This window comes from Leifsonia sp. KNZ13-11D (assembly GCF_056754895.1).
The window spans coordinates 883716-903768 of record NZ_JBPGWU010000001.1 but is presented as its reverse complement, the minus strand read 5'-3'; the positions used below and the strand labels follow the sequence as shown (position 1 = coordinate 903768).

The window sequence follows — 20053 nt, the reverse complement described above, 5'->3', positions numbered from 1 at the left end:
GTCCGCTGGGAGGGCGTCGCGGAATTCCTGGCCATTCGTCGGGAACACCGGTGGAAACCAGCCGGTTCCAAGGCGTCGCCCCCTAGCGTTTCCGTGTGCGACGCCCGAACTTCCCCGCGACAGGACCCGGCGCCGACGGCAGCGACCAGCAGCCTCCGGCGACCGAGGTCTTCGGCCGCGTTCCCCCCGCCGACCCGCGCCGCCCGGTGCGCGCGACCCGGCCCGCGGCCGGGGTGCCCACCGGCGGTGGCGCGAAGCCCTTCGATCCGTTCGGCCTCGGCGGCGACGCCCCGGGGCTCGGCGGCACGGGCGCCGGACGCGACGGCGCCGGACGCGGCGGTGGCGGACGCGGCAACGGTGGCGGACGCGGCGACGGCGGAGGCCTCGGCGACGGCGGAGGCCGCGACGGCGGCGACAGCACCGGTGGCGACGGCACGGGCGGCACCCCGCCCGGTCCCGGCAAGACGCCGCGCAACCGCCGCCGCGCCAAGCGCATCGTCGCCTGGACGGCGGCCGCGCTCGCCGTCATCCTCGTGGTGGTCGGCGGGTACGCCGCGTACAGCTACTTCCGCTTCGTCGGCGGCGTGAAGCACGTCGACGTCATCTCGAAGACCGGGTCGGACGTCGACGGCGAGGACCAGAACATCCTGCTCGTCGGCGACGACCACCGCCCCACCGGGGCGACGCAGGCCGAGCTCGACCAGCTCAGCACGACGGATGACGGCGGCGGCACGAACACCGACACGATGATGATCCTGCACATCCCTGCCAACGGGAAGTCGGCCACCCTGATCTCGCTGCCCCGCGACTCCTGGGTGGATGTGCCGGGCCACGGCATGAACAAGCTCAACGCCGCCTTCTCGCTCGGCGGCGGGGGATCCGACCCGACGAGCGGCGCCAAGCTGCTCATCCAGACGGTGCAGAACCTGACCGGGCTGAGCATCGACCACTACGTGCGCGTCTCGCTGCTCGGCTTCTACACGATCGCGCAAGCGCTCGGCCCGGTGCAGGTGTGCCTCAACAACGCGGTCGACGACCCGTACTCGGGCGCGGACTTCCCGGCCGGCGTGTCCACCCTGGACGCGAAGCAGGCGCTGTCGTTCGTGCGCCAGCGGCACGGCCTCCCCCGCGGCGACCTCGACCGTGTCGTCCGCCAGCAGTACTTCCTGTCGGTCGAGGCGCACAAGTTCCTCTCCGCCGGGACCCTGCTCAACCCGGGCAAGCTGACGAAGGTGCTGGATGCGGTGAGCGGCTCGCTGGAGACGGACCCCGGCCTCAACTTCCTGCAGCTGGCGAGCCAGCTGCAGGGGCTGACCGGCGGGAAGATCCAGTCGGCGACCATCCCGATCTCCGGCACCCCGACCATCACGGTCGACGGCGACGACGTCTCGATCGTGGAGGTCGACACCGCGGCGATGCCGGCGTTCATCCAGAGCCTGATGGGCACCCCGACGGCCTATGACAGTGCGACGGCCGCCAAGCCCGCGGACACCACCGTGACGGTGCTCAACGGCGGCAGCGCGAACGGCGCTGCGACGACGGCGACGCAGACCCTGGCCGCGGCCGGCTTCAAGACCGGGACACCGGGCGACGCGGACACCCGCGCGACGACGGTCATCCAGTACAAGCCGGGCCAGGAGGCGCAGGCGAAGGCGGTCGCCGCCTACCTTCCGGGCGCTGCAGTGCAGCAGACGGACACCGTCAGCACCGTGACCGTGGTCCTCGGCGACGACGGCATCATGCCGGCTGCGCCTGCCGCGCCCGCCGCGGGCGGCGCACCCGCAGCGCCCGCACCGGCCCCCACCCCGTCGGGCCCGGCCACCAACTACAGCGACCAGGTCTGCATCAACTGAAGCGCCGGGCCGCCGCGCGCCGCGCGACTGCGGTCGTACGTAACGTCTGCGCCCGGTCGCCCCGGCGCAGAGGTGACGAACGACCGCAGTCGCCTAGCGACGGCAGCGGTAGGCGGACCGGCGGCCGGCGGCCGGCGCCCGGCGGCCGGCGTCAGTCGAACAGGCGGCGGAAGACGTTCGTGTCGGCCAGGTCGATGAGCTCGTCGCCACGGCCGTTCATGATGGTGCGCAGCGCGTAGAGCGTGAAGCCGCCGACCTGCTTCGCGGTGATCGCCGGCGGGATGCTGAGCTCCTGCCGCGCGGTGACCACATCCACCAGCGCCGGTCCGTCGTGCGCGAACGCGGTGCGCAGCGCGCTTTCCAGCTCGTCCGGCTTCTCGACGCGCTGGCCGTGCAGCCCTGCTGCCTGCGCGAGTTGCGCGAAGTCGGGGTTCTCCAAGCCGGTCCCGAAGTTCACGAAGCCCGCCGCCTTCATCTCCACCTCGACGAAGTTGAGCGACGAGTTGTCGAAGACGATGATCTTCACCGGCAGCTTGTTCTGGCGCAGGGTGAGCAGCTCGCCGAGCAGCATCGCGAGTCCGCCATCCCCGGCGAGCGCGACCACCTGGCGGCCGGGAAAGGCCGTCTGCGCACCGATCGCCTGCGGGAGCGCGTTCGCCATGCTGCCGTGGGTGAACGAGCCGATCAGGCGGCGCCGCCCGTTCATCCGCAGGTAGCGGGCGGCCCAGACGACCGGGGAGCCGACATCCGGAATGAACACGGCGTCCTCGGAGGCCAGCTCGCTCACCAGCCGCGCGACGTACTGGGGGTGGATGGGCGTGCGGTTGCGGTCGTTCACCGCCAGGTCGTCGAGGCTCTTGCGTGTCTTGGCGTAGTGCGCGAGCGAGGAGTCGAGGTGCTTGCGGTCCTTCCGCTCGCTGAGCAGCGGGAGCAGCGCGTCCACCGTGTCCTTCACGCTCCCGACGAGCCCGAGGTCGAGGGGCACGCGGCGGCCCAGGTTCTCGCCGCGGATGTCGACCTGGATGATCTTCGCCTTCGACGGGAAGAACTGCTGGTACGGGAAGTCGGTTCCGAGCATGAGCAGCGCGTCGCACGACTCCATCGCCCGGTACCCGGAGGAGAAGCCCAGCAGCCCGGTCATCCCGACGTCGTACGGGTTGTCGTACTCGATGAACTCCTTGCCCCGCATGGCGTGCACGATCGGCGCCTTGAGCGCCTCCGCGACGGCGACCAGCTGCGCGTGCGCCCCTTCGGCGCCCGCTCCCGAGAGGATCGTCACCTTCCTGGCGTCGTTCAGGATGTCCGCGGCCGCCTGAAGCTCCGGATCGGTCGGTCGCGTCACTCGCGGCGAGAACGTGATCGGGGCCGACTTGCGGCGCCCGGCGCTGTCGGCGAGGAAGATCTCGCCGGGCACGACGACCACGGCGACCCCGCGGCGCTCGATCGCGGTGCGCATCGCGATCTCGAGGATACGCGGCATCTGGTCGGCCTGGCTCACCAGCTCCGTGTAGACGCTCGCCTCGCGGAACAGTTCCTGCGGGTGCGTCTCCTGGAAGTATCCGCTGCCGATCTCGGCTCCGGGGATCTGCGCGGCGATGGCGAGCACCGGCACGCGGCTGCGGTTGGCGTCGTAGAGCCCGTTGATGAGGTGCGTGTTGCCCGGCCCGCAGCTCCCCGCGCAGACCGCCAGCCGCCCGGTCAGTGCCGCCTCGGCCGACGCGGCGAACGCCGCCGCCTCCTCGTGCCGCACGTGCTCCCAGGTGATCGTGTCGTTACGGCGGATCGCGTCGGTGAAGCCGTTGAGGGAGTCGCCCGGGATGCCGTACACGCGCGTCACCCCCGCATCCTGCAGGATCTCGACGGTGGTGTCGGCGACGGTGGGCATGGCGTTCCTCCCTCGATCGGGGAATCGGATACGCCGGTCGCGCCGCGTCGCACTCCCGGCAGGGCAAACCTACGCCTCTTGGGCTGGCCGTTCACCCTGCGCCGTGGAGAGTGGAAATGCCGCCAGGCGGACCAGAAGCCGGACGATAGGTCAGCGGCTGCCACATCGAGCTCATGGTCGGCCGAGATCAGGCAGGCCTACGACGAAGCCGCTTCGCCGGAGATCAAGCGGGCACTGCAGGACAGCCCACGTGAATACCGGTAGGACGCTGCCCCCACGCAGGAAATCGTTCATCCTTCGCAGAGGAAGTGTGGGTTAACGTGAGCCCATCATGGTGAAGCAGGTGAGGGCGCAGGTGACCCGCGACACGATCGTCGAGGGCGCCGCGTCGGTGTTCGGGCGTCGCGGCTACGGGCTCACGTCGATCGCAGACATCGCCGCGGCCTCGGGCGTCACGAAGGGCGCCCTGTATTTCCACTTCCCCTCGAAGGACGAGCTGGCGCGCGCGGTGATCGCCGAGCAGCATCGCCGCACCATGGCCGCCGCCGCCGAAGTGCTCGAGGAGGAGCGGCCGGGGCTGGAGACGATGGTGCTGCTGAGCGGCGTGCTCGCGCGTCAGCTGCTCAGCGACCCCGTCGTGCAGGCGGGCATCCGGCTGACCACCGACGTCGCGTCGTTCGAGACGCCGGTCACCGACCCGTACCGCGACTGGCTGCGCTTGGCGGAGTCGCTGTTCGGCCGGGCCCTCGAGGAGGGTGACCTGCGACGAGGTCTGGATCCGGGCATGCTCGCGAGCGTGGTGGTCGCTTCCTACACGGGGGTGCAGCTCGTGTCGGAGACGTTCTCGGGCCGGGCCGACCTGCTGCAGCGGGTGCGCGAGCTGTGGACCGTGCTCCTCCCGGGCATCGTGGCGGCCGACCGCGCGACCGCCGGGGCGGCGCTTCCCGAGCTCATCCGGTGAGAATCGACATCGACCCGGCCGCAGCGCCCCCAATCCGCTACGGCCGCGCCGAGGTGCACAATGCATTCTACGCCAGAACCGGACGATCGGTATGGACTCGGTCCTCGGGCGCTTCTGGTGAGGCCCGGAATGGGCGGGGCGCCTCCCGAGGGCGCCCCGCCCGGCCGCTCAGCCCTGAGCTGCGGCCTGGCGCCGACGGCGCTTGAGCAGAACCAGCGGGACGGACGCTCCGGCGACGGCTGCGGCCCCCAGCGCGCCGGCAGCGCTCACGACGGGCGCGTCCAAGACCTGCGGCACGACGATCGTGTGCGAGCGGGTGCCTGCAGCGATCGTGTACGTGGAGTCATCGGCCCGGGTGAGCACGCCGCTGTAGGTGGTCACGTACGATCCCGGGGCGACGTCGGCTGCCACAGCCACGCCGTATCGCGTCGTGAGCCAGTCGCTCGACCCTCCCGCGTCGTCCGCACGGAAGGTGTGGAGTCCGGTGTAGGTGCAGGTCAGCTGTGTGGGGGTGACGATGGTGCAGGTGCCCGAGCCGTCGCCGTTGTTGGCCTCGATCGTGACCGGTCCGGTGAAGGTGAGACCCTGCGGAAGCGTGACCGTGTTGGTCAGCGATTTCACCGTCATGTCCGTCGGGGTGTAGACGGTGAACGCGTGAGACACCGGCGCCGAGTTCCCTGCGGGGATGGTCGTGGTGCCGCCCACGAACGTGTAGGTCGTCGTGGTGGTCGCAGCACCGGCGGGAAGCGCGAGCGCCAGAGCGGACGTGAGTCCGAGCGCGACGGCCGAGGCCGCCAGGACACCGGTACGGATGGTTTTCTTCATGGTTGTTTCTCGATTCGAAGTCGACGATGTGGGTGAGGACGGGCGCGCGGTCACGGAGAGCTGAGCCATGCGTCCCCTCACAAGGACGAGCTCCGGACGCGAAACATGACGCGAATTCAATGCATTTCTACGGAACACGGCAGCGAACACCGCCGGTTCGTCCCTCCCGGGATGCGCGAGGCCGTCCCGTAGACTTGCCCGACGGGGAGCGCCGGAGACGGCGCACGTGGTCGGTCGGGGAGGAAGCGCATGCCGTCACAGGCCAAGGCGAAGAAGCGCCGGGCGACGATGCGATTGGTCTATGTCGACTTCTGGTCGGCGCTGAAGATGTCGTTCCTGGTGAGCATCATCGTCGCGGCGATCACCGTGGTGATCGGCCTGCTGCTCTGGTACGCGCTGGACCGGTTCGGCGTAGTGGGGGCCGCGAGCAGCTTCCTCGAGGACATCGCGGGCGCGCAGGGCGCCAACCTCGTCGCGGGCCTGACGTTCCCGAACGTCATGACCTTCACGCTGGTGGTCGCGCTCCTCGAGGTCATCGTGGTCTCCGCGCTCGGTGCGATCTTCGCCGCCCTGTTCAACCTCGCGGTGCACGTGGTGGGCGGCTGGAAGGTCACGTTCGGGAGCGACTGAGTTCCAGTCCCCCGACGAGCAGCCCGACCCCGAAGGCGAACGCGGCCGCCGGGTCGTCCTCGTCGAGGGGCGACTCCGGGTGATCGACGAGCACGCCCAGCGAGTCGTACTGGATGCGCTGCTGCTCATGCGACACATGGCCGAGTACGAAGTGGAGCAGCGCCGTCGCCGAGCGCCGCGAGGTCTCGGCGTCGAAGCCGCCGCGGGCGACCGCGCGGGCGAGGCGGTCGACGGTCTCGGGCGAGCCGAGGCCGAGCGCGAGCGTGCTGGAGACGACCTCGGCGCCGTCGCGGTACGCGAGCAGCGCATCCCGTAACGCGTCCGCCTCGGCGCGGACAGCATCCTGCCAGGCAGCGTCCTCGGCGAGCGGAGCCGGCGTGCGCGCGGCGACGATACGGTCGGCGAGCTCCGCGAGGAGCGTCTGCTTGTTCGGAAAGTGCCAGTACAGGGCGCTCGGCTGCACGTCGAGTGCGCCGGCCAGACGGCGCATGGTGAGGTCGGCCAGCCCGAGGTCGTCGAGGATGCGGAGCGCCGCCTCGGCGACGTCGTCGCGCGAGTGCCGGCGTCCGGTTTCGTTCCCTGCCACCTCGTCAGTATAGTGAACACCGTTCAGGTGAACACCGTTCAGGTAAGGATGCGCCCGTGACCACCTCCACTCCCCCCACCTCGTCCCCGCGTCGCCGGCTCGACGCGACCGACCTCGCCCGCGTCGCGGTCTTCGCCGCCATCGTCGCCGTGCTCGGCCTGCCCGGCGGCCTCAGCGTCTTCGGCTCGGTGCCGATCACCGCGCAGACCCTCGGCGTGATGCTGGCGGGCGCCATCCTCGGCCCCTGGCTCGGCGCGTTGTCCATGGCGGTCCTGCTGGCGCTCGTCGCGGTCGGACTGCCGCTGCTCTCCGGCGGGAGCGGCGGGATCGGTGTCTTCGTCGGCCCGAGCGCCGGCTACCTGTTCGGCTGGATCGCCGGCGCGCTGGTGATCGGCCTCATCGTGCACGCGGACGGCCGCCGGCCGGTGTGGTGGCGCACGCTGCTCGGGATGGTCGTTGGCGGCATCCTCGTCGTCTACGCCTTCGGAGTGCCGGTGCAGAGCCTGGTCACCCGGCTCCCCCTCGACACGACGGCGGCGCTGAGCCTCGTCTTCGTGCCCGGCGACCTCGTGAAGGCGGTGATCGCGACGGCCATCGTCATGACGCTGGTGCGCGCCTACCCGCGAGCGTTCCGCCGCACGTGGGTCGCGCCCCGCAGCGCGGTTCGTCCCGCGGAGACCGTGCCCGGGTCCGCCGAGGCCGCCGAGCCGGCGCAGTCCGCCGAGCCGCGGGTACCGTGACGGACTCCCCCGCGATCGTCCTCGAGCACGTCGGCGTCCGGCTCGGCGAGGTCGACGCCCTCCGGGACGTGAGCCTCGCGCTCGATGCGCGGACGATCGCGGTCGTCGGCGAGAACGGCTCGGGCAAGTCGACGTTCGCGCGCCTGCTCGCCGGGCTGGTGACGGCCACCGGCGGCAGCGTACGCATCCTCGGCCACGACCCCGCCCGGCAGTCCGCGGAGCTGCGCCGGGACGTTGCCGTCGTCTTCAGCAACCCCGACGCGCAGATCGTCATGCCGACCGTCGCGGAGGACGTCGCGTTCTCGCTGCGGCCCGAGCGTCAGCGCCCTGGGCGTCTGGGCCGCGACGAGGCCGCACAGCGGGTGGATGAGGCGCTCGACCGCTTCGGCCTGGCCGCGCTGCGCGACCGCTCCTCGCACGAGCTCTCCGGGGGTCAGAAGCAGCTGCTCGCCCTCGCCGGAGCGTTCGTCCGGCGCCCGCGGCTGGTCGTCGCCGACGAGCCGACCACGTACCTGGACGCGCGCAACTCCCGCCTCGTGGCCTCCCATCTGCTGGAGGACGCCGGCCACCGCCTGGTGCTGGTGACGCACGACCTGACGCTCGCCGCGCGCTGCGACGCGGCGGTCCTGTTCGCCGCGGGCCGGGTGGAGGCGGTCGGACCCCCCGACGATGTCATCGCCGAGTACGAGGCGGCGCTGACGTGCTGAGCCTCTACCGGCCCGGCAGCGGCATCCTGCACCGGATGCCCGCCGGGCCGAAGCTGCTGCTCCTGCTCGTGCTCGTGCTGGCCGTCTCGCTGCTGCCGTCGCTCTGGTGGGCGGCCGGTGCGGCGGCAGCGACGACCGTGGCCGCCTACGCCCTCGCCGGTCTCGGCGACGGGATGCTCGGGATGCGGGAGCTGGCCCGGCAGACGGTCGCGCTCCGCTGGCTCATCGTCGTCACGCTCGGCGCCCAGCTGATCTTCCTCGGGCCCGAACCCGCCGTCGCGAACACCGCGCGGGTGACGTGCGCCGTGCTGCTCGCCGGCCTGCTGGCCCTCACCACCCGCGTCTCCGCGCTCCTCGACGCCGTCGAGCGCGGCCTCCGCCCGCTCGAACGGCTGCACCTCGACTCGGGTCGCGCGGCGGTGCTGCTCACGGTCACCCTCACGACCGTTCCCGTGCTCGCGCGGCTCGCGGGCGAGGTGCGGGAGGCGCAGCGCGCGCGGGGCGCCCGGCCCGGCGTACGCTTCTTCGCGGTGCCGTTCCTCATCCTGTCCCTCAAGCACGCCGACCAGCTTGGCGAGGCGCTCTCCGCACGGGGAGTGCGATGACGGACCGCCCGCGGGTGCTCGGCCCCGTGGTCGATGACGAGACGCGCTGCATCCACTACCGGTCGCCGCTCGATGTGATCGCCATCCGGTTCGCCTGCTGCGGCGAGTACTACCCCTGCCACCTCTGCCACGCCGAGGCGGCCGGGCATCCCGCCCGCCAGTGGCCCGTCGGCAGCCGCCGGGAGCGCGCGGTGCTCTGCGGGGTGTGCGGCCACGAGCTGACCATCGCGGAGTACCTCGAGGTGGACGCGTGCCCGGACTGTGCGGCGCCCTTCAACCCCGGCTGCCGGCTTCACACCCACCTCTACTTCGAGAGCTGAGCGACCGCAGCGGGCAGCGCGGCTGCCGGACGCACGGATGCCGGGCACCCTCGCGCGCGCCCGGCATCCGTGACCGTGAGGGCTAGAACCAGCCGAAGATGCGGTCCAGCACGGTGAGCAGCCGGTCGATCGCCGGGATCCCGGTGGACGGCCTGTCCGCCTTGACCTTCAGCGTCGTCCAGCCGACCACCCCGTCGGAGGCGTTCTGCACCGACAGCTTGTGCTCGCCGCTGCCCGCGTCCTTCGGGAGGGTCAGGCCGATCACACCGCTCGCGGGCACCTGCACCCAGCCGCCGCTGATGTTCTGCGGCTTCGAGTACAGCCAGACCGAGACCCACTCGCCGGCGTGCTTCGCGCCGACGGTGACGAGCACGGTCTCACCCGGGCGGTAGGTCTCCTTGTCGACGGTGACCGCGTCCTTCAGGGCCTTGGTGAGCGCCGACTCCTTGGCCGCCTTCGGGTCCGTCCCAGGCTTGGGGTCGGTCGGGGCGTCCGCGACGGTGAGCGGGACGCGGACGGTGGTGCCCGAGTCCGGGGCCGTCAGCACCAGGGTGCTGGGGCCCGCGGCGTCCGCCGGAACCGTGAAGGCGACCGTCGCGTTGCCCGCCGCACCCACCGGCGCGCTGCCGAGGGCGATGGAACCGTTCCACGACAGGTCGAGCTTCGTGTTGGCCGGGCTGCCGAGCGAGGTGAGGTTCAGCTTGGACACCTGGAGGGTGACCTGCTGACCGCGCTGCAGCGTCCCGGTGGGCACACCGCTCACGCCGACGCCGCGCTTCTCGAAGCTGGGCGACAGCGGGCTGTTCTTCTGGATGTAGCTGATCCACGCGTCGCGGTCGATCAGTCCGGAGTCCTTCGTGTTCGACCCCGCCGCGAAGGCGCGGAAGTTGTCGCCGCCCTGGATCAGGAACGAGAACGAGCCGATCCGGTACGACGTCGCCGGGTCGATCGGCTTCCCGTTCACGAGGATGCTCGTGATCCGGTCGCCCTCCGGTCGGGTCGCGTCGTAGGTGTAGCTGACGTTCTTCGACAGTCCCAGGTTGAGGAACGGACGGCTCGGCACGGTGCCGTCGGCGTTGCGCTGCCACTGCTGCTCCAGCGCCTGCTTGAACTGCGCCCCGGTGAGGGACGTGGTCCAGAGGTTGTTGACGAACGGCAGCACTGCGTTGGCCTGGGCGTACGTGATGCTCCCGTCGGTGCCGTAGAGCAGCTCCGCCCGCAGACCGCCCGGGTTCACCACGCCGATCTCGGCGCCGCCGAGCTCCTGCGAGGAGAGGCTGGACAGCAGCGAGTCGGCGACCAGGTTGCCGAGCGTGGACTCGCTCATGCGGTCGTCGCGGGCCCCGTTCAGGTAAGCGGTGGTGATGTCCTTGGTCACCGAGCCGACCTTCTGGTCGCCGATCACGGCCGCGTCGGCGAGCGCCTTGTCCACGATCGTCTTCACCGCCGCGACCCGCGGGTAGGCGGCGACGAGAGTGTCGTCGGCGTCCGTCGTCCGTGCGACGTTGCGCGCAGTGTAGGCGGTGACCGCATCCGACTCCGGGTCGACGGTCAGGGTGACCTGGCCGATGTTCTCGCCGTAGCTGCCGGTCTGCAGGATCGGACGGGTCTTGCCGTCCACTCCGGGGACCGGCGCGTCCCACGCGTACTGCTTGTGCGTGTGGCCCGTGAAGATCGCCGCGACCTTCGCGCTCGTCTTGGTGACGATGTCGGCGAACGCTCCGCCGGCCGCGACCTCCTGCTCGAGCGTGGCGCCGTCGGGCGTGCCGAAGCCGGCGCCCTCGTGGTAGTCCGCGACCAGCACGTCGGCCTCGCCGTTGGCGGGGTCGCCGTCGGTCAACTCGCCGGCGACGCGGTTGACCGCCTCGACCGGGTCGCCGAAGTCGAGCGACGAGACACCGCCCGGCGACACGAGGGTCGGCGTCTCCTGTGTCACGGCGCCGATCACGCCCACGGTCAGCCCGTCGACGTCGAACGCGGCGTACTCGGGGAGAGCGGGTGTCTTCGTGCCCTTCTCGTACACGTTCGCGCCGAGGTAGGAGAAGTCCGCCGCATCCTTCACCCGTCCGGTGAGGTCCGCGTAGCCCTTGTCGAACTCGTGGTTGCCGACCGCGCTGGTCTTCAGCCCGAGGGTGTTGAGCACGTCGAGCGTGGGGATGTCGCCCGCCGAGGCGGAGGCGAACAGGGAGGCGCCGATGTTGTCGCCGCTGGAGAGGAAGAGCGAGTTCGCCTCGCCGCCCTCCGCCTTCAGCTTCTCGATCGTGCCGGCGAACTTCACGGTGTTGGCGTCGATCCGGCCGTGGAAGTCGTTGATGTTCAGCAGGTTCAGCGTCACGGGCTTCGCGGCGAGACCGAGGCCCACCACGATCGGGTCGTGGTCGCTCGACCGGTACGGGTCGGCGGCGTAGAAGTTCGTGACGTTGTAGTTGTAGCGGCTGTACTCCAGCGCCACGGACTCGCCCGAGTTGATGTTCCAGACATCCGCGCCGGTGATCGCCGCGTTCGCCGCAGGCGACGCGAGGACGTGGTCCAGGGAGCCGGTCGTCCCGCCGAAGGAGTAGGTCGCCTTCGAGGTGCGGGTGCTGACCTGGTCGACATAACCCGCGTCGGTGAGGACCGTGATCGGGTCCTCCTTCAGGTAGGCGTTGAAGTCGCCGATGAGGAGCACCTTGTCGGTCTTCAGCGCCGCCTTGCGCTCGTCGGCGAAGGCGACCAGAGCGTTCGCCTGGTTCACGCGCGAGGCGTTCGACGCACCCTGGCCGTCGCCCTGGTCGGCGTCGGCGCCCGTGCCGGAACCCTTCGACTTGAAGTGGTTCACGATCGCGAGGAACGCCGACGAGTCCTTCGTGCCGACCTTCTTGAAGGCCTGCGCGAGCGGCTGGCGTGCGTTCGAGAACGCCGGGTCGTCGAGGATCTTCGACGCGCCGACCGGTACGGCGTTCGCCTTCTTGTAGATGAACGCGGTGCGGATCACATCCTCGGTCGCCGGCAGCCGCGACGGCGACTTCACGTACGCCCACACCTCCGACCCGGCGGCCGCGTTCAGCGCGCCCACGAGGGTGGCTAGAGCGGAATCGCGGTCCTCGCCGAAGCGGGCCGAGTTCTCGATCTCCTCCAGGGACACCACGTCGGCGCCGAGGCCGTTGATCGCCGCGACGATCTTGTCCTGCTGGCGGTTGAGGTTGACGGCGTCCGCGGCGCCACGGGCGTCGCATCCGCTGTTGACCGTGATCGGGTTGCCGTCGCGGTCGGTGTAGAACGTGCAGCCGCTCAGCTGGTCACCGGTGGTGGTGAAATAGTTGAGCACGTTGAAGGTGGCGAGCCGCAGGTCGCCTCCGACGTTCTCAGGAGCCGGGGTGCGGGTGTTCGCGAACGTCACCGGCTGCACGGTCGCCGCGTCGGCGGGCGTGAGCTCGGAGGTCGGCTGGAACTTCCAGGCGTTGTTGCGATAGTCGAGCACGACCGGCTTGGTGAACGTGACGGCCTCACCGACACGGACCGGGTCGCTGAGCGACAGGTACGGCAGCGGCTTGGACTTGTTGGCCGCGCTGAGGAAGTTTGTCGACGCGCCGTCGTCCAGCGTCACCGCGCGGGCGGCGTTGTCGGCCACGGCGGCGGCGTACTCCGCCGTGCCGGGGCGGGCGGCCTCGGTCGGCTGCACGAGCGTCGTGGAGCCGGCGGCCAGACCGATCTCGCCGTACTGGTTCGCCGAGTAGACGTCGGTGACCGTGAAGGCGCCCTGCGGGACGAGCAGCATGCCCTCCAGGCTCTCGCGCTGGGCGGCCGTCGCGGGCAGGCCGACCGTCGCGGGGACGGGGGCGGTGACCGTGGAGGCGTCCAGCTCGGTGACGGTACTCGCGGTGATCTCCGTGAGGCCGTTGAACTCGCTGACCGCGCCGGTGACCTTCACGTAGTCGCCCTGCGCGACAGCCGCCGCGGCGGACGAGCCGTAGACGAAGACGGCGTCGGAGGCGGTGTGGGTCGCCAGGTCGATGGCGCCGCCGGTGCCCGGGGTCTGGAGGTAGAACCCGTTGAACCCGCCGGTGGCGTACTGCGCGGTGACGACACCGGTCGTGGTGACCGTCGTCCCGGCCTTCGGGCTGGTGTCCCCGGTTCCCTGGATGTCGGCGATCGGGATGGTGTCGGCCGGGGTTCCGGGGCCACCGGTTCCCGGATCTCCCGTGCCGGGGTCGCCGGTGCCCGGGTCGCCGGGCGTGGACGCCGAGTTCTGCGGCGTGATGGTCGCGCTCAGCGTGAAGTCGGCGCTGTTGTCGTCGGTGTCGGCGGCGTTCGTGCGCACCAGCGACTTCACGTCGGTGTTGCCCGACGGGGCGGCGGCCTTCGCCTTCTCGAACGTGTTCGAGCTGCCGTACCCCAGGAGGTCGGCGACGTTCGGGTCGGCGGTCACCGAGCCGGCCGGCAGCGTCAGGGCGGACGCCGACTTGGCGAGGATGAGCGTGCCGGTGGTGCCGCTCGGGTTGAGGGCGTTCCCGGCGGCGTCGGGCGTCGGCAGCGCCTGGCCGCCGGCGCCGTTGGAGCCGCCGCCGACCAGGTAGTAGCCCTTGGCGGCGATGGAACCGGTGAGCGGCACGACGCCCGTCGACGCGCCGGTGCCCGTGGCCGGGCGGTACTGCAGGCTCCAGCCCGACAGGCTGACCGCGCCGGCACCCGGGTTGTAGAGCTCGACGAACTTGTTCGTGTAGGCCGCGCCGGCGCTCCCGCCGGACAAGTAGGCCTCGTTGATGACGACACCCGTGCCGTCCGGGCTGGCGAAGGCGGGGGTGGCGACGAGCACGCCGGCGGCGAGGCCGGCTCCCGCGATCGCGGCGGCGGTGGCGCGCGCCAGCCTGCCGAATCTGGTTGACATTGTTCTCCTCGGTCGGTGAGGTGCGTGGGATGAGTCCGCGGCCAACGTAGAGAGGTCGTCGAACGGGACAGTTTCTCCTGTGTGAACGTACAGAAAACTCGTTCAGGGGTAGACCGCTCATTTGAGCAACGCTCGGCGGAGAGCGCGGATGCGCCATGATGAGAGACATGCGGATCGACGAGATCGCCCACTTCCGGGCCCTGGCCGCGGAGGGGCATCCCGCCCTCGCCGCCGAGACCCTCGGCGTCTCGCAGTCCACGCTGACGCGATCGCTGGCCCGGCTGGAGCAGGAGATGGGCGTCGAGCTCTTCGACCGCCGGCGCGGCCACCTGGAGCTCAACCAGTACGGGGAGATCCTGCTCGCGCACGCGGTCCGCGCCGAGTCCGAGCTCGAGAACGCGCGCGCCCGGATCGAGGCCCTCCGCGACCCGTCCGGCGGCACCGTCTCCCTGGCGTACGTGTCGTCGTTCGGCGGGTGGCTCATCCCCCGCGTCATCAGCGAGTACCGCGGGCTGTTCCCGGACATCCGGTTCGTGCTGCGCGGCGGCACGGCGGACACGGTGCTGGATGCGCTCCGCGACGGCGCGGCGGATCTCGCCTTCCTCAGCCCCGACCCGCGCGATCCTGAGATCGAGTGGAAGCCGCTCACCGCCGAACGTCTCGTGCTCGGGGTGCCGGAGGGCCATCCACTCGCCGGGCGGGACGCCGTGAGCGTGCCCGACCTCGAGCCCTTCGACCTCGTTGCGCTCCGCACCGGGTCGGGCCTGCGTCACATCGCGGACGCCTACTTCTCTGCGCACGGCGTGGTCATGAACCCCGTGATCGAGGTCACCGAGCTGTCGACGCTGCGCGGGCTCGTCCGGGATGCGGTGGGCGTCGCGCTCATCCCGGACACTCCGACGGAACCCGGCATCGTCGCCGTGCCGCTGCGCGACGAGGCGCAGCGCATCATCGGACTGGCCCGCAACCGCAGCCGCTCGCAGTCGGCCGCTGCCGAGCAGTTCGCGCGGTTCGTGCACGAGGAGCTCGACTCGCTCGGCGAGTGATCAGCGCGGCCGCGGGATCAGGGCCGGGCCGGTGGGACGTCGGCCCCGGCCGGGTCTCAGCAGGAGTCGGCCCAGAGCCGGCGCGGCCGCTCGGGGTCGGTGTCGTCGAGCAGGACGGACGCCACTTCGCGCGGAGCGCCGAGCGGGTCCTTCTGGCCGGTCGTGACGAACGACCAGTCGGGACTTCTCTCGGGGTCGTGCTCGACCCACACCGAGAAGTTCCAGAAGCCGCGGAACGCGCGGCCGAGCAGTCCTGGCCCGGCGACGACGAGCACAGCGTCGCGATCACGGAAGGGGGCGACGACGTCCGCGCGGAACGCGTCCGCGGTGGTCCCCTCGGCCACGTCGGCGCGCTCGGCCTGCTGGCCGGCGTCGCGCAGCGCCGCGGCCACGGCGTCGGCGACCCGGCCGGGGTCGCTCGCGGGCACCCCGGTCACCGCGAGGAACCGCGGACCGCGCCGGTAGTGCTGCAGGAACTCCGCCGCCACCTCCGCGAAGAACTCCCGCTGGGCGGTCCCGGGCTGCGTGTCGGTCATCGTACTCCTTCCGGCCGTGCGCTGGTGGGAACGTTACGCGCCCGCTGCGCATTCCGGCACCTCCACCCGGCCGGCACCCGCACGGCCCCGCTTCAGTCGTTGCGCTCGAGCGTCCCGATCTTCTTCCCCGAGGAGTCGTAGACGACCATCGTGTTCCCGTCGGCCTTGCCGCTCTCGGCCGCCGACATCCAGGTGTCCACGTCGGAGCAGGCCTTCTGGGTGATCGCGACCGTGCCCAGCTCGATCGTGGCGCCCGAGATCGTGCCCTTCCCCGTCATCGTGTTGCACCCGTCCGAGCCGGTGTAGGAGCCGTCGGAGTCGATGATCAGGTTGGGCTTCCCCGGGTCGGTGCTCCCCCACTTGCCCGGCACGTCGCTGCTCGGCTGCGGCGTGCATCCCGTCAGCATCAGCAGCGCGACCACGACGGCCGCCGCTCCCGCTCTCCGTGTGCTCTCCATGGCGCCGGACGCTACGCTCCGGGCGCCGGGACGCGAAAGGCAGTAGAAGGCAGTGGACGGGTGCGCCGGAGCCGTCCGGGCGCTACCGTGGGGACATGGCACAGGAGCGCCTCTTCGGCATGAGCTTCGCCGTCATCTACCCGCTGTATGTGGCGAAGGTGGAGCGCAAAGGCCGCAGCACCGACGATCTCGACACGGTCATCACCTGGCTGACCGGCTACGACCGCGCCGGCCTCGACGCCGCCATCGAACGCGGGGTCGACCTGGAGACCTTCTTCGCCGAGGCTCCGCGCATGAACCCGGACGCCTCCCTCATCACCGGCGTGATCTGCGGCGTGCGCGTGGAGGACATCGAGGATCCGCTGATGCAGAGGATCCGTTACCTCGACAAGCTCGTCGACGAGGTGGCGCGCGGCAAGAAGATGTCCTCGATCCTCCGCGAGCAGCCGGTCAGTCGTCCGGCGTGAGCACCTGCTCGACCGACGCGTCGTCGCGCACGGTCCCGGGAACCGTCTCCTGGTAGAGGTAGGCGGCGGCCTCCGGCCAGGAGCTCGCGTCGGCCAGACGGAAGACGTCGACCGCCCGCACGCCCTCGAACGTGGTGGATGCGCGCAGCATCTCCGCAGGCCGGTCCGAGATCACCGGCAGCCGGATGCTGAACGGATCACGGTCCTCCTCGGGGAAGAGGAACAGCGCGAGGAACGTCGGCTCGGCCATCGTTCCCCCAACCCCCTCGTTGCAGCGCTGTCGCCCGCATGATGCACCCGGGGGCGACGGCCCGGCAACACAGCATCTGGGCGCCCCTCGCCGCCGAGGCGAAGTTCTCCCTTACAAATCCCAGCCCGAGGGAGCACAATCCCGGCATGAGCAGCGCTGCCACCAGCGCGTCCGACGAGGGCCTCCGCCCGCCGGACGCCGTACCCGAGATTCCGGAGGAGCAGGCCGTGACCATGGTCCACCTGTCGTCCGAGCGCGAGGCCGAGCTTCGGTCGCGCGCGAAGGAGTGGATCGACGAGCTCGCCGCGGCCGACCCCGACAGCGACGCGTTCCGGCGCAAGATCACCGGGTTCTCGAGCCTGGGCGTCGCCGAGATGCGGGAGTCGGGGGATGCCTCCCGCCGGATGCTGAGCCGCCCTGCCGCCTCCCTCGCCGCTGCGCGCGGCAAGGCGATCCGCACCGACCCGCAGTACGGCGTGCTGCGCACCCTGCAGGAGCTGCGCGCGACGGTGAGCGACTTCGACCCGGAGTATCTGACCGGACGCTACCGGGTGCTGTCCCGGGTTCCGGGCGGCCGGCGGCTCCGTCAGTACGTGCAGCGGTTCGAGTCGGCCCAGAAGCAGCTCGACGGCATCGTCGCCTCGCTCGACCACGGCCAGGAGTGGCTGCGTCGCGACAATGTCGAGATCGAGGAGGAGCGCGCCGCGCTGTGGAAGACCACCGAGCGGCTGAACGAGTACGTCGTGCTCGCCGGCGCGCTCGACCGCGCGACCGTCGACAAGGCGTCGGAGTTGCGGGTGACCGACCCGGAACGCGCCACCCGGCTGGAGAAGGAGGCGCTGTTCCCCATCCGCCAGCGCCGCCAGGACCTGACCGCCCAGATCGCGGTGTCGGTGCAGGCGTACCTGGCGCTCGACGTCATCAAGAAGAACAACGTCGAGCTGGTGAAGGGCGTCGAGCGCGCCAAGACGACGACGGTCTCCGCTTTGCGGACGGCGGTCGTGGTCGCGCAGGCGCTGGAGAATCAGCGCATGGTCATCGACCAGCTCGGCGCGCTCCACGACAGCACGAACTCCCTGATCGACCGGACGGGCGACGTGCTGCGCCGCCAGACCGAGCAGATCCAGAAGGAGCAGACCTCCACGGCTGTGGACGTCGAGGTTCTGCAGCGGGCGTTCGACAACGTGTTCGCGACGATGGACAGCATCGACACGTACCGCGATGGCGCCGTGAAGAACATGGCGAGGACAGTGGATGCGCTCGAGCAGCAGGTCGCGCGCTCCCGTGAATACCTGCGCAAGTCGCGCCCGGAAGGAACCCGCGCCCCCTAGGAGGAAACCATGGACCACCTGCACGGCTCGGCCGCCGAACGGCTCGCACAACTCGACACGATCTCTGGCGGCGACGAGGAGGTCTCGAAGGAGTGGCTGATGCACCAGCTGCGCACAACGCTCCAGGAGCTCGCCGAGGCCGAGCCCGTCGTCGATGCCGAGCAGGACCGGCGCGAGGACTACTGACCCGCCAGGCCGCCGACCGCGGTCAGGCGCGGGCGATCCCCGCGATCTGCGTGTTGAACGGCAGGAACGGGGTGTGCAGCCGGTAGTGCTCGACCCGCACGTCGGAGAAGCCCGCCCTGCGCACGGCTCCCTCCAGGTCGCGCTCGCACGAGCATCCTTCGAAGGTCCACGCCCACGGCCTGCGGAGCGCCCGCTGGGCCGCGTGCGTCGGCGTGCCCTGCGGCGCGGCGACATGCTCCACGAAGCGGAAGGTTCCGCCCGGGCGGAGGATGCGACGGACCTCGGCGAGAGCCGCATCCGGGTCGGCCACGGAGCAGAGGACGAGCGACGAGATGACGGTGTCGACACCGGCGTCGGCCAGACCGGTGCGCTCCGCCATCCGCTCCCGCAGGTCGAGACGGACGCCGTGCCGGGAGGCCGCCGCCCGCAAGCGCCCGTGCATGGCGCGGTTGGGCTCCAGTGCGATCAGCGTCGCGCCGGGCCGGAGGTAGCGCAGGTTCGCGCCGACCCCGGGTCCGAGCTCGACCACCTCGCCCGGCAGGTCCGCGAACACGCGCTCCTTGTGCGGGTGCAGGGACGACTCCAGGTACGGGCCCATCGCGTGGAAGAACACGGAGTTGAAGCGTCCGCGGAGGCGGTGCTGCGGGAATTCCTGGAGCGTCTCGGTGCGTGTCGGCGTCTCGGTCATCGGTTGCTCCTGTCGTCGCGGGATCGATGAGGCCAGCGTGCTCGTCGCACGTCTCGCGTGCAGGCGGGGAACTACCCCAGTCAGCGCCGTTCCGCGTACCACGCCGCGATCTGCGCCCGGGAGCGGAAGCCGAGCCGCAGTCGGATGCGCTCCACATGGCCCTCTGCCGATCGCTCGTCGATGCCGAGGCGTGCGGCGATCTCCCGGTTCGTGCATCCCTCCCCCACCAGCGCGGCGACCTCCTGCTGCCGCGGAGTGAGCGTCCCGGCCGCCGTCCGCGCGACGCGGAGGCCGAGGAAGCGGCGGATGGTCGCGACCAGCGCGGGCGCGTCGCCGGCCCACGGGAGGTGCGACCGTCCGGGCAGCACGGCGAGCCGTGCGCCGGGGATCCCGTCACGGAGCGCTTCCGCTTGCGCGAGGGGCGCGGCGCGATCGCCGGAACGGTGCACGACGAGCGTCGGCGCCGCGACCACGGCCAGCAGCGGCGTCACGTCGAGCGCGTAGCTCAGCTCCAGGAGCGCGCGGGCCGTCGCGGCGCTGGACGACTCCCGCTGGTACCGCCCGAAGGCCGCACGGGCGGACGCGGGCGCGTCCGGCGCGAAGACGTCGGTGAGCACGTCCGATCCGAGGCCCCAGTGCGACGCGACGAGGCCCAGGATGTGCTCCCGCGCGCTCGGCGGCGAGATGCGCGACCCCGACGTCCATCCGCCGTACAGCACCAGGCGACGCACCGTCTCGGGATGAGCCGCCGCCCAGGCGACGGCGACCGGCGCGCCCAGCGAGGCGCCGACCAGGTCGAACGGCTCGGAGTCGAGCCCGGCGGCCACGGCCGCCAGCTGCTCGACCTCGTAGTCCAGCGACGGCTCACGGGAGGTCGGGGCGGAGAGACCGCATCCGGCACGGTCGTACCGGACCAGCCGGCATCCCGCCGCCAGTCCCTCCAGGAACGCGCGCTCCTCCGGCAGCGCCCACCCGCGCTCCAGGTGGCTCAGCCAGCCGGAGACGTAGACCACCGGCCGCCCCTCGCCGACGGTCGCCACGGCGAGCACGGAGCCGTCGGCCGTCGTGACCCGGGAGAGGCGCTGCTGCACGCGTCCATTGTGGCCGTCGGC

General features: G+C 71.3%; 20 protein-coding genes. 11 read left to right on the top strand and 9 right to left on the bottom strand.

The window, feature by feature from the left end; genetic code table 11:
- Positions 1-95 precede the first annotated feature (95 nt).
- Positions 96-1853 carry an LCP family protein gene (locus tag ACR9Y5_RS04560; protein ID WP_481296860.1) on the top strand — a complete coding sequence of 586 codons (1758 nt, stop codon included), beginning with the start codon at positions 96-98 and terminating at the stop codon, positions 1851-1853.
- 151 nt (positions 1854-2004) lie between these two features.
- Here the strand turns inward: ACR9Y5_RS04560 and poxB are convergent, their stop codons facing one another.
- Positions 2005-3738, bottom strand: coding sequence for a ubiquinone-dependent pyruvate dehydrogenase (gene poxB, locus ACR9Y5_RS04555; protein WP_481296859.1), 1734 nt, complete (start codon positions 3736-3738; stop codon positions 2005-2007).
- Between the two features lie 331 nt (positions 3739-4069).
- Between poxB and ACR9Y5_RS04550 the strand changes: the two genes are divergently transcribed.
- Complete coding sequence (locus ACR9Y5_RS04550) at positions 4070-4699, top strand: ScbR family autoregulator-binding transcription factor (protein ID WP_481296858.1); 630 nt, start codon at positions 4070-4072, stop codon at positions 4697-4699.
- Positions 4700-4867: 168 nt separating this feature from the next.
- On the opposite strand, the gene ACR9Y5_RS04545 is transcribed toward ACR9Y5_RS04550, so the two are convergent.
- Entirely contained in the window at positions 4868-5524 is a 657-nt protein-coding gene (locus ACR9Y5_RS04545; RefSeq protein WP_481296857.1) for a hypothetical protein, read from the bottom strand.
- A gap of 249 nt (positions 5525-5773) precedes the next feature.
- On the opposite strand from ACR9Y5_RS04545, the gene ACR9Y5_RS04540 reads away from it, so the two are divergent.
- Entirely contained in the window at positions 5774-6154 is a 381-nt protein-coding gene (locus ACR9Y5_RS04540; RefSeq protein ID WP_481296856.1) for a DUF3566 domain-containing protein, read from the top strand.
- On the opposite strand, the gene ACR9Y5_RS04535 is transcribed toward ACR9Y5_RS04540, so the two are convergent.
- A complete protein-coding gene (locus ACR9Y5_RS04535; RefSeq protein ID WP_481299518.1) occupies positions 6135-6644 on the bottom strand; it encodes a TetR/AcrR family transcriptional regulator C-terminal domain-containing protein in 510 nt (169 codons plus the stop codon). The two genes, ACR9Y5_RS04540 and ACR9Y5_RS04535, sit on opposite strands and share 20 nt — an antisense overlap.
- Before the next feature lie 152 nt (positions 6645-6796).
- Between ACR9Y5_RS04535 and ACR9Y5_RS04530 the strand changes: the two genes are divergently transcribed.
- From ACR9Y5_RS04530 to ACR9Y5_RS04515, 4 genes are read left to right on the top strand one after another with little or no spacing between them, the layout of a single operon-like run.
- A complete protein-coding gene (locus tag ACR9Y5_RS04530) occupies positions 6797-7480 on the top strand; it encodes a biotin transporter BioY (RefSeq protein ID WP_481296855.1) in 684 nt (227 codons plus the stop codon).
- Entirely contained in the window at positions 7477-8187 is a 711-nt protein-coding gene (locus ACR9Y5_RS04525; protein WP_481296854.1) for an energy-coupling factor ABC transporter ATP-binding protein, read from the top strand. The genes ACR9Y5_RS04530 and ACR9Y5_RS04525 overlap by 4 nt, the downstream gene beginning before the upstream one ends.
- A complete protein-coding gene (locus ACR9Y5_RS04520; RefSeq protein ID WP_481296853.1) occupies positions 8181-8792 on the top strand; it encodes a CbiQ family ECF transporter T component in 612 nt (203 codons plus the stop codon). Before ACR9Y5_RS04525 ends, ACR9Y5_RS04520 begins: the two co-directional genes overlap by 7 nt.
- Entirely contained in the window at positions 8789-9112 is a 324-nt protein-coding gene (locus ACR9Y5_RS04515; protein ID WP_481296852.1) for a CHY zinc finger protein, read from the top strand. Before ACR9Y5_RS04520 ends, ACR9Y5_RS04515 begins: the two co-directional genes overlap by 4 nt.
- An 82-nt stretch (positions 9113-9194) precedes the next feature.
- Here ACR9Y5_RS04515 and ACR9Y5_RS04510 read toward each other — a convergent pair whose 3' ends face one another.
- Complete coding sequence (locus ACR9Y5_RS04510; RefSeq protein ID WP_481296851.1) at positions 9195-13979, bottom strand: ExeM/NucH family extracellular endonuclease; 4785 nt, start codon at positions 13977-13979, stop codon at positions 9195-9197.
- Between the two features lie 155 nt (positions 13980-14134).
- Here ACR9Y5_RS04510 and ACR9Y5_RS04505 point away from each other — a divergent pair, with 155 nt between their 5' ends.
- Positions 14135-15025 carry a LysR family transcriptional regulator gene (locus ACR9Y5_RS04505; protein ID WP_481296850.1) on the top strand — a complete coding sequence of 297 codons (891 nt, stop codon included), beginning with the start codon at positions 14135-14137 and terminating at the stop codon, positions 15023-15025.
- A gap of 56 nt (positions 15026-15081) precedes the next feature.
- On the opposite strand, the gene ACR9Y5_RS04500 is transcribed toward ACR9Y5_RS04505, so the two are convergent.
- Entirely contained in the window at positions 15082-15561 is a 480-nt protein-coding gene (locus ACR9Y5_RS04500) for a hypothetical protein (RefSeq protein ID WP_481296849.1), read from the bottom strand.
- Positions 15562-15653: 92 nt separating this feature from the next.
- On the bottom strand, positions 15654-16019 hold the full coding sequence (locus tag ACR9Y5_RS04495) for an META domain-containing protein (protein ID WP_481296848.1): 366 nt from the start codon (positions 16017-16019) through the stop codon (positions 15654-15656).
- A gap of 95 nt (positions 16020-16114) precedes the next feature.
- On the opposite strand from ACR9Y5_RS04495, the gene ACR9Y5_RS04490 reads away from it, so the two are divergent.
- Positions 16115-16486 (top strand): DUF2200 domain-containing protein, encoded by a 372-nt coding sequence (locus ACR9Y5_RS04490; RefSeq protein ID WP_481296847.1) that lies wholly within the window; start codon positions 16115-16117, stop codon positions 16484-16486.
- Here ACR9Y5_RS04490 and ACR9Y5_RS04485 read toward each other — a convergent pair.
- Positions 16470-16736 (bottom strand): hypothetical protein, encoded by a 267-nt coding sequence (locus tag ACR9Y5_RS04485; protein ID WP_310131104.1) that lies wholly within the window; start codon positions 16734-16736, stop codon positions 16470-16472. The two genes, ACR9Y5_RS04490 and ACR9Y5_RS04485, sit on opposite strands and share 17 nt — an antisense overlap.
- Positions 16737-16882: 146 nt before the next feature.
- On the opposite strand from ACR9Y5_RS04485, the gene ACR9Y5_RS04480 reads away from it, so the two are divergent.
- On the top strand, positions 16883-18067 hold the full coding sequence (locus ACR9Y5_RS04480) for a toxic anion resistance protein (RefSeq protein WP_481296846.1): 1185 nt from the start codon (positions 16883-16885) through the stop codon (positions 18065-18067).
- A 9-nt stretch (positions 18068-18076) separates the two neighbouring features.
- Positions 18077-18253 (top strand): hypothetical protein, encoded by a 177-nt coding sequence (locus ACR9Y5_RS04475; protein WP_481296845.1) that lies wholly within the window; start codon positions 18077-18079, stop codon positions 18251-18253.
- Positions 18254-18275: 22 nt separating this feature from the next.
- On the opposite strand, the gene ACR9Y5_RS04470 is transcribed toward ACR9Y5_RS04475, so the two are convergent.
- Both ACR9Y5_RS04470 and ACR9Y5_RS04465 read right to left on the bottom strand, forming a co-directional pair.
- Positions 18276-18941, bottom strand: coding sequence for a class I SAM-dependent methyltransferase (locus tag ACR9Y5_RS04470; protein WP_481296844.1), 666 nt, complete (start codon positions 18939-18941; stop codon positions 18276-18278).
- An 80-nt stretch (positions 18942-19021) separates the two neighbouring features.
- Positions 19022-20032 (bottom strand): alpha/beta fold hydrolase, encoded by a 1011-nt coding sequence (locus tag ACR9Y5_RS04465; protein WP_481296843.1) that lies wholly within the window; start codon positions 20030-20032, stop codon positions 19022-19024.
- Positions 20033-20053: the final 21 nt, after the last annotated feature.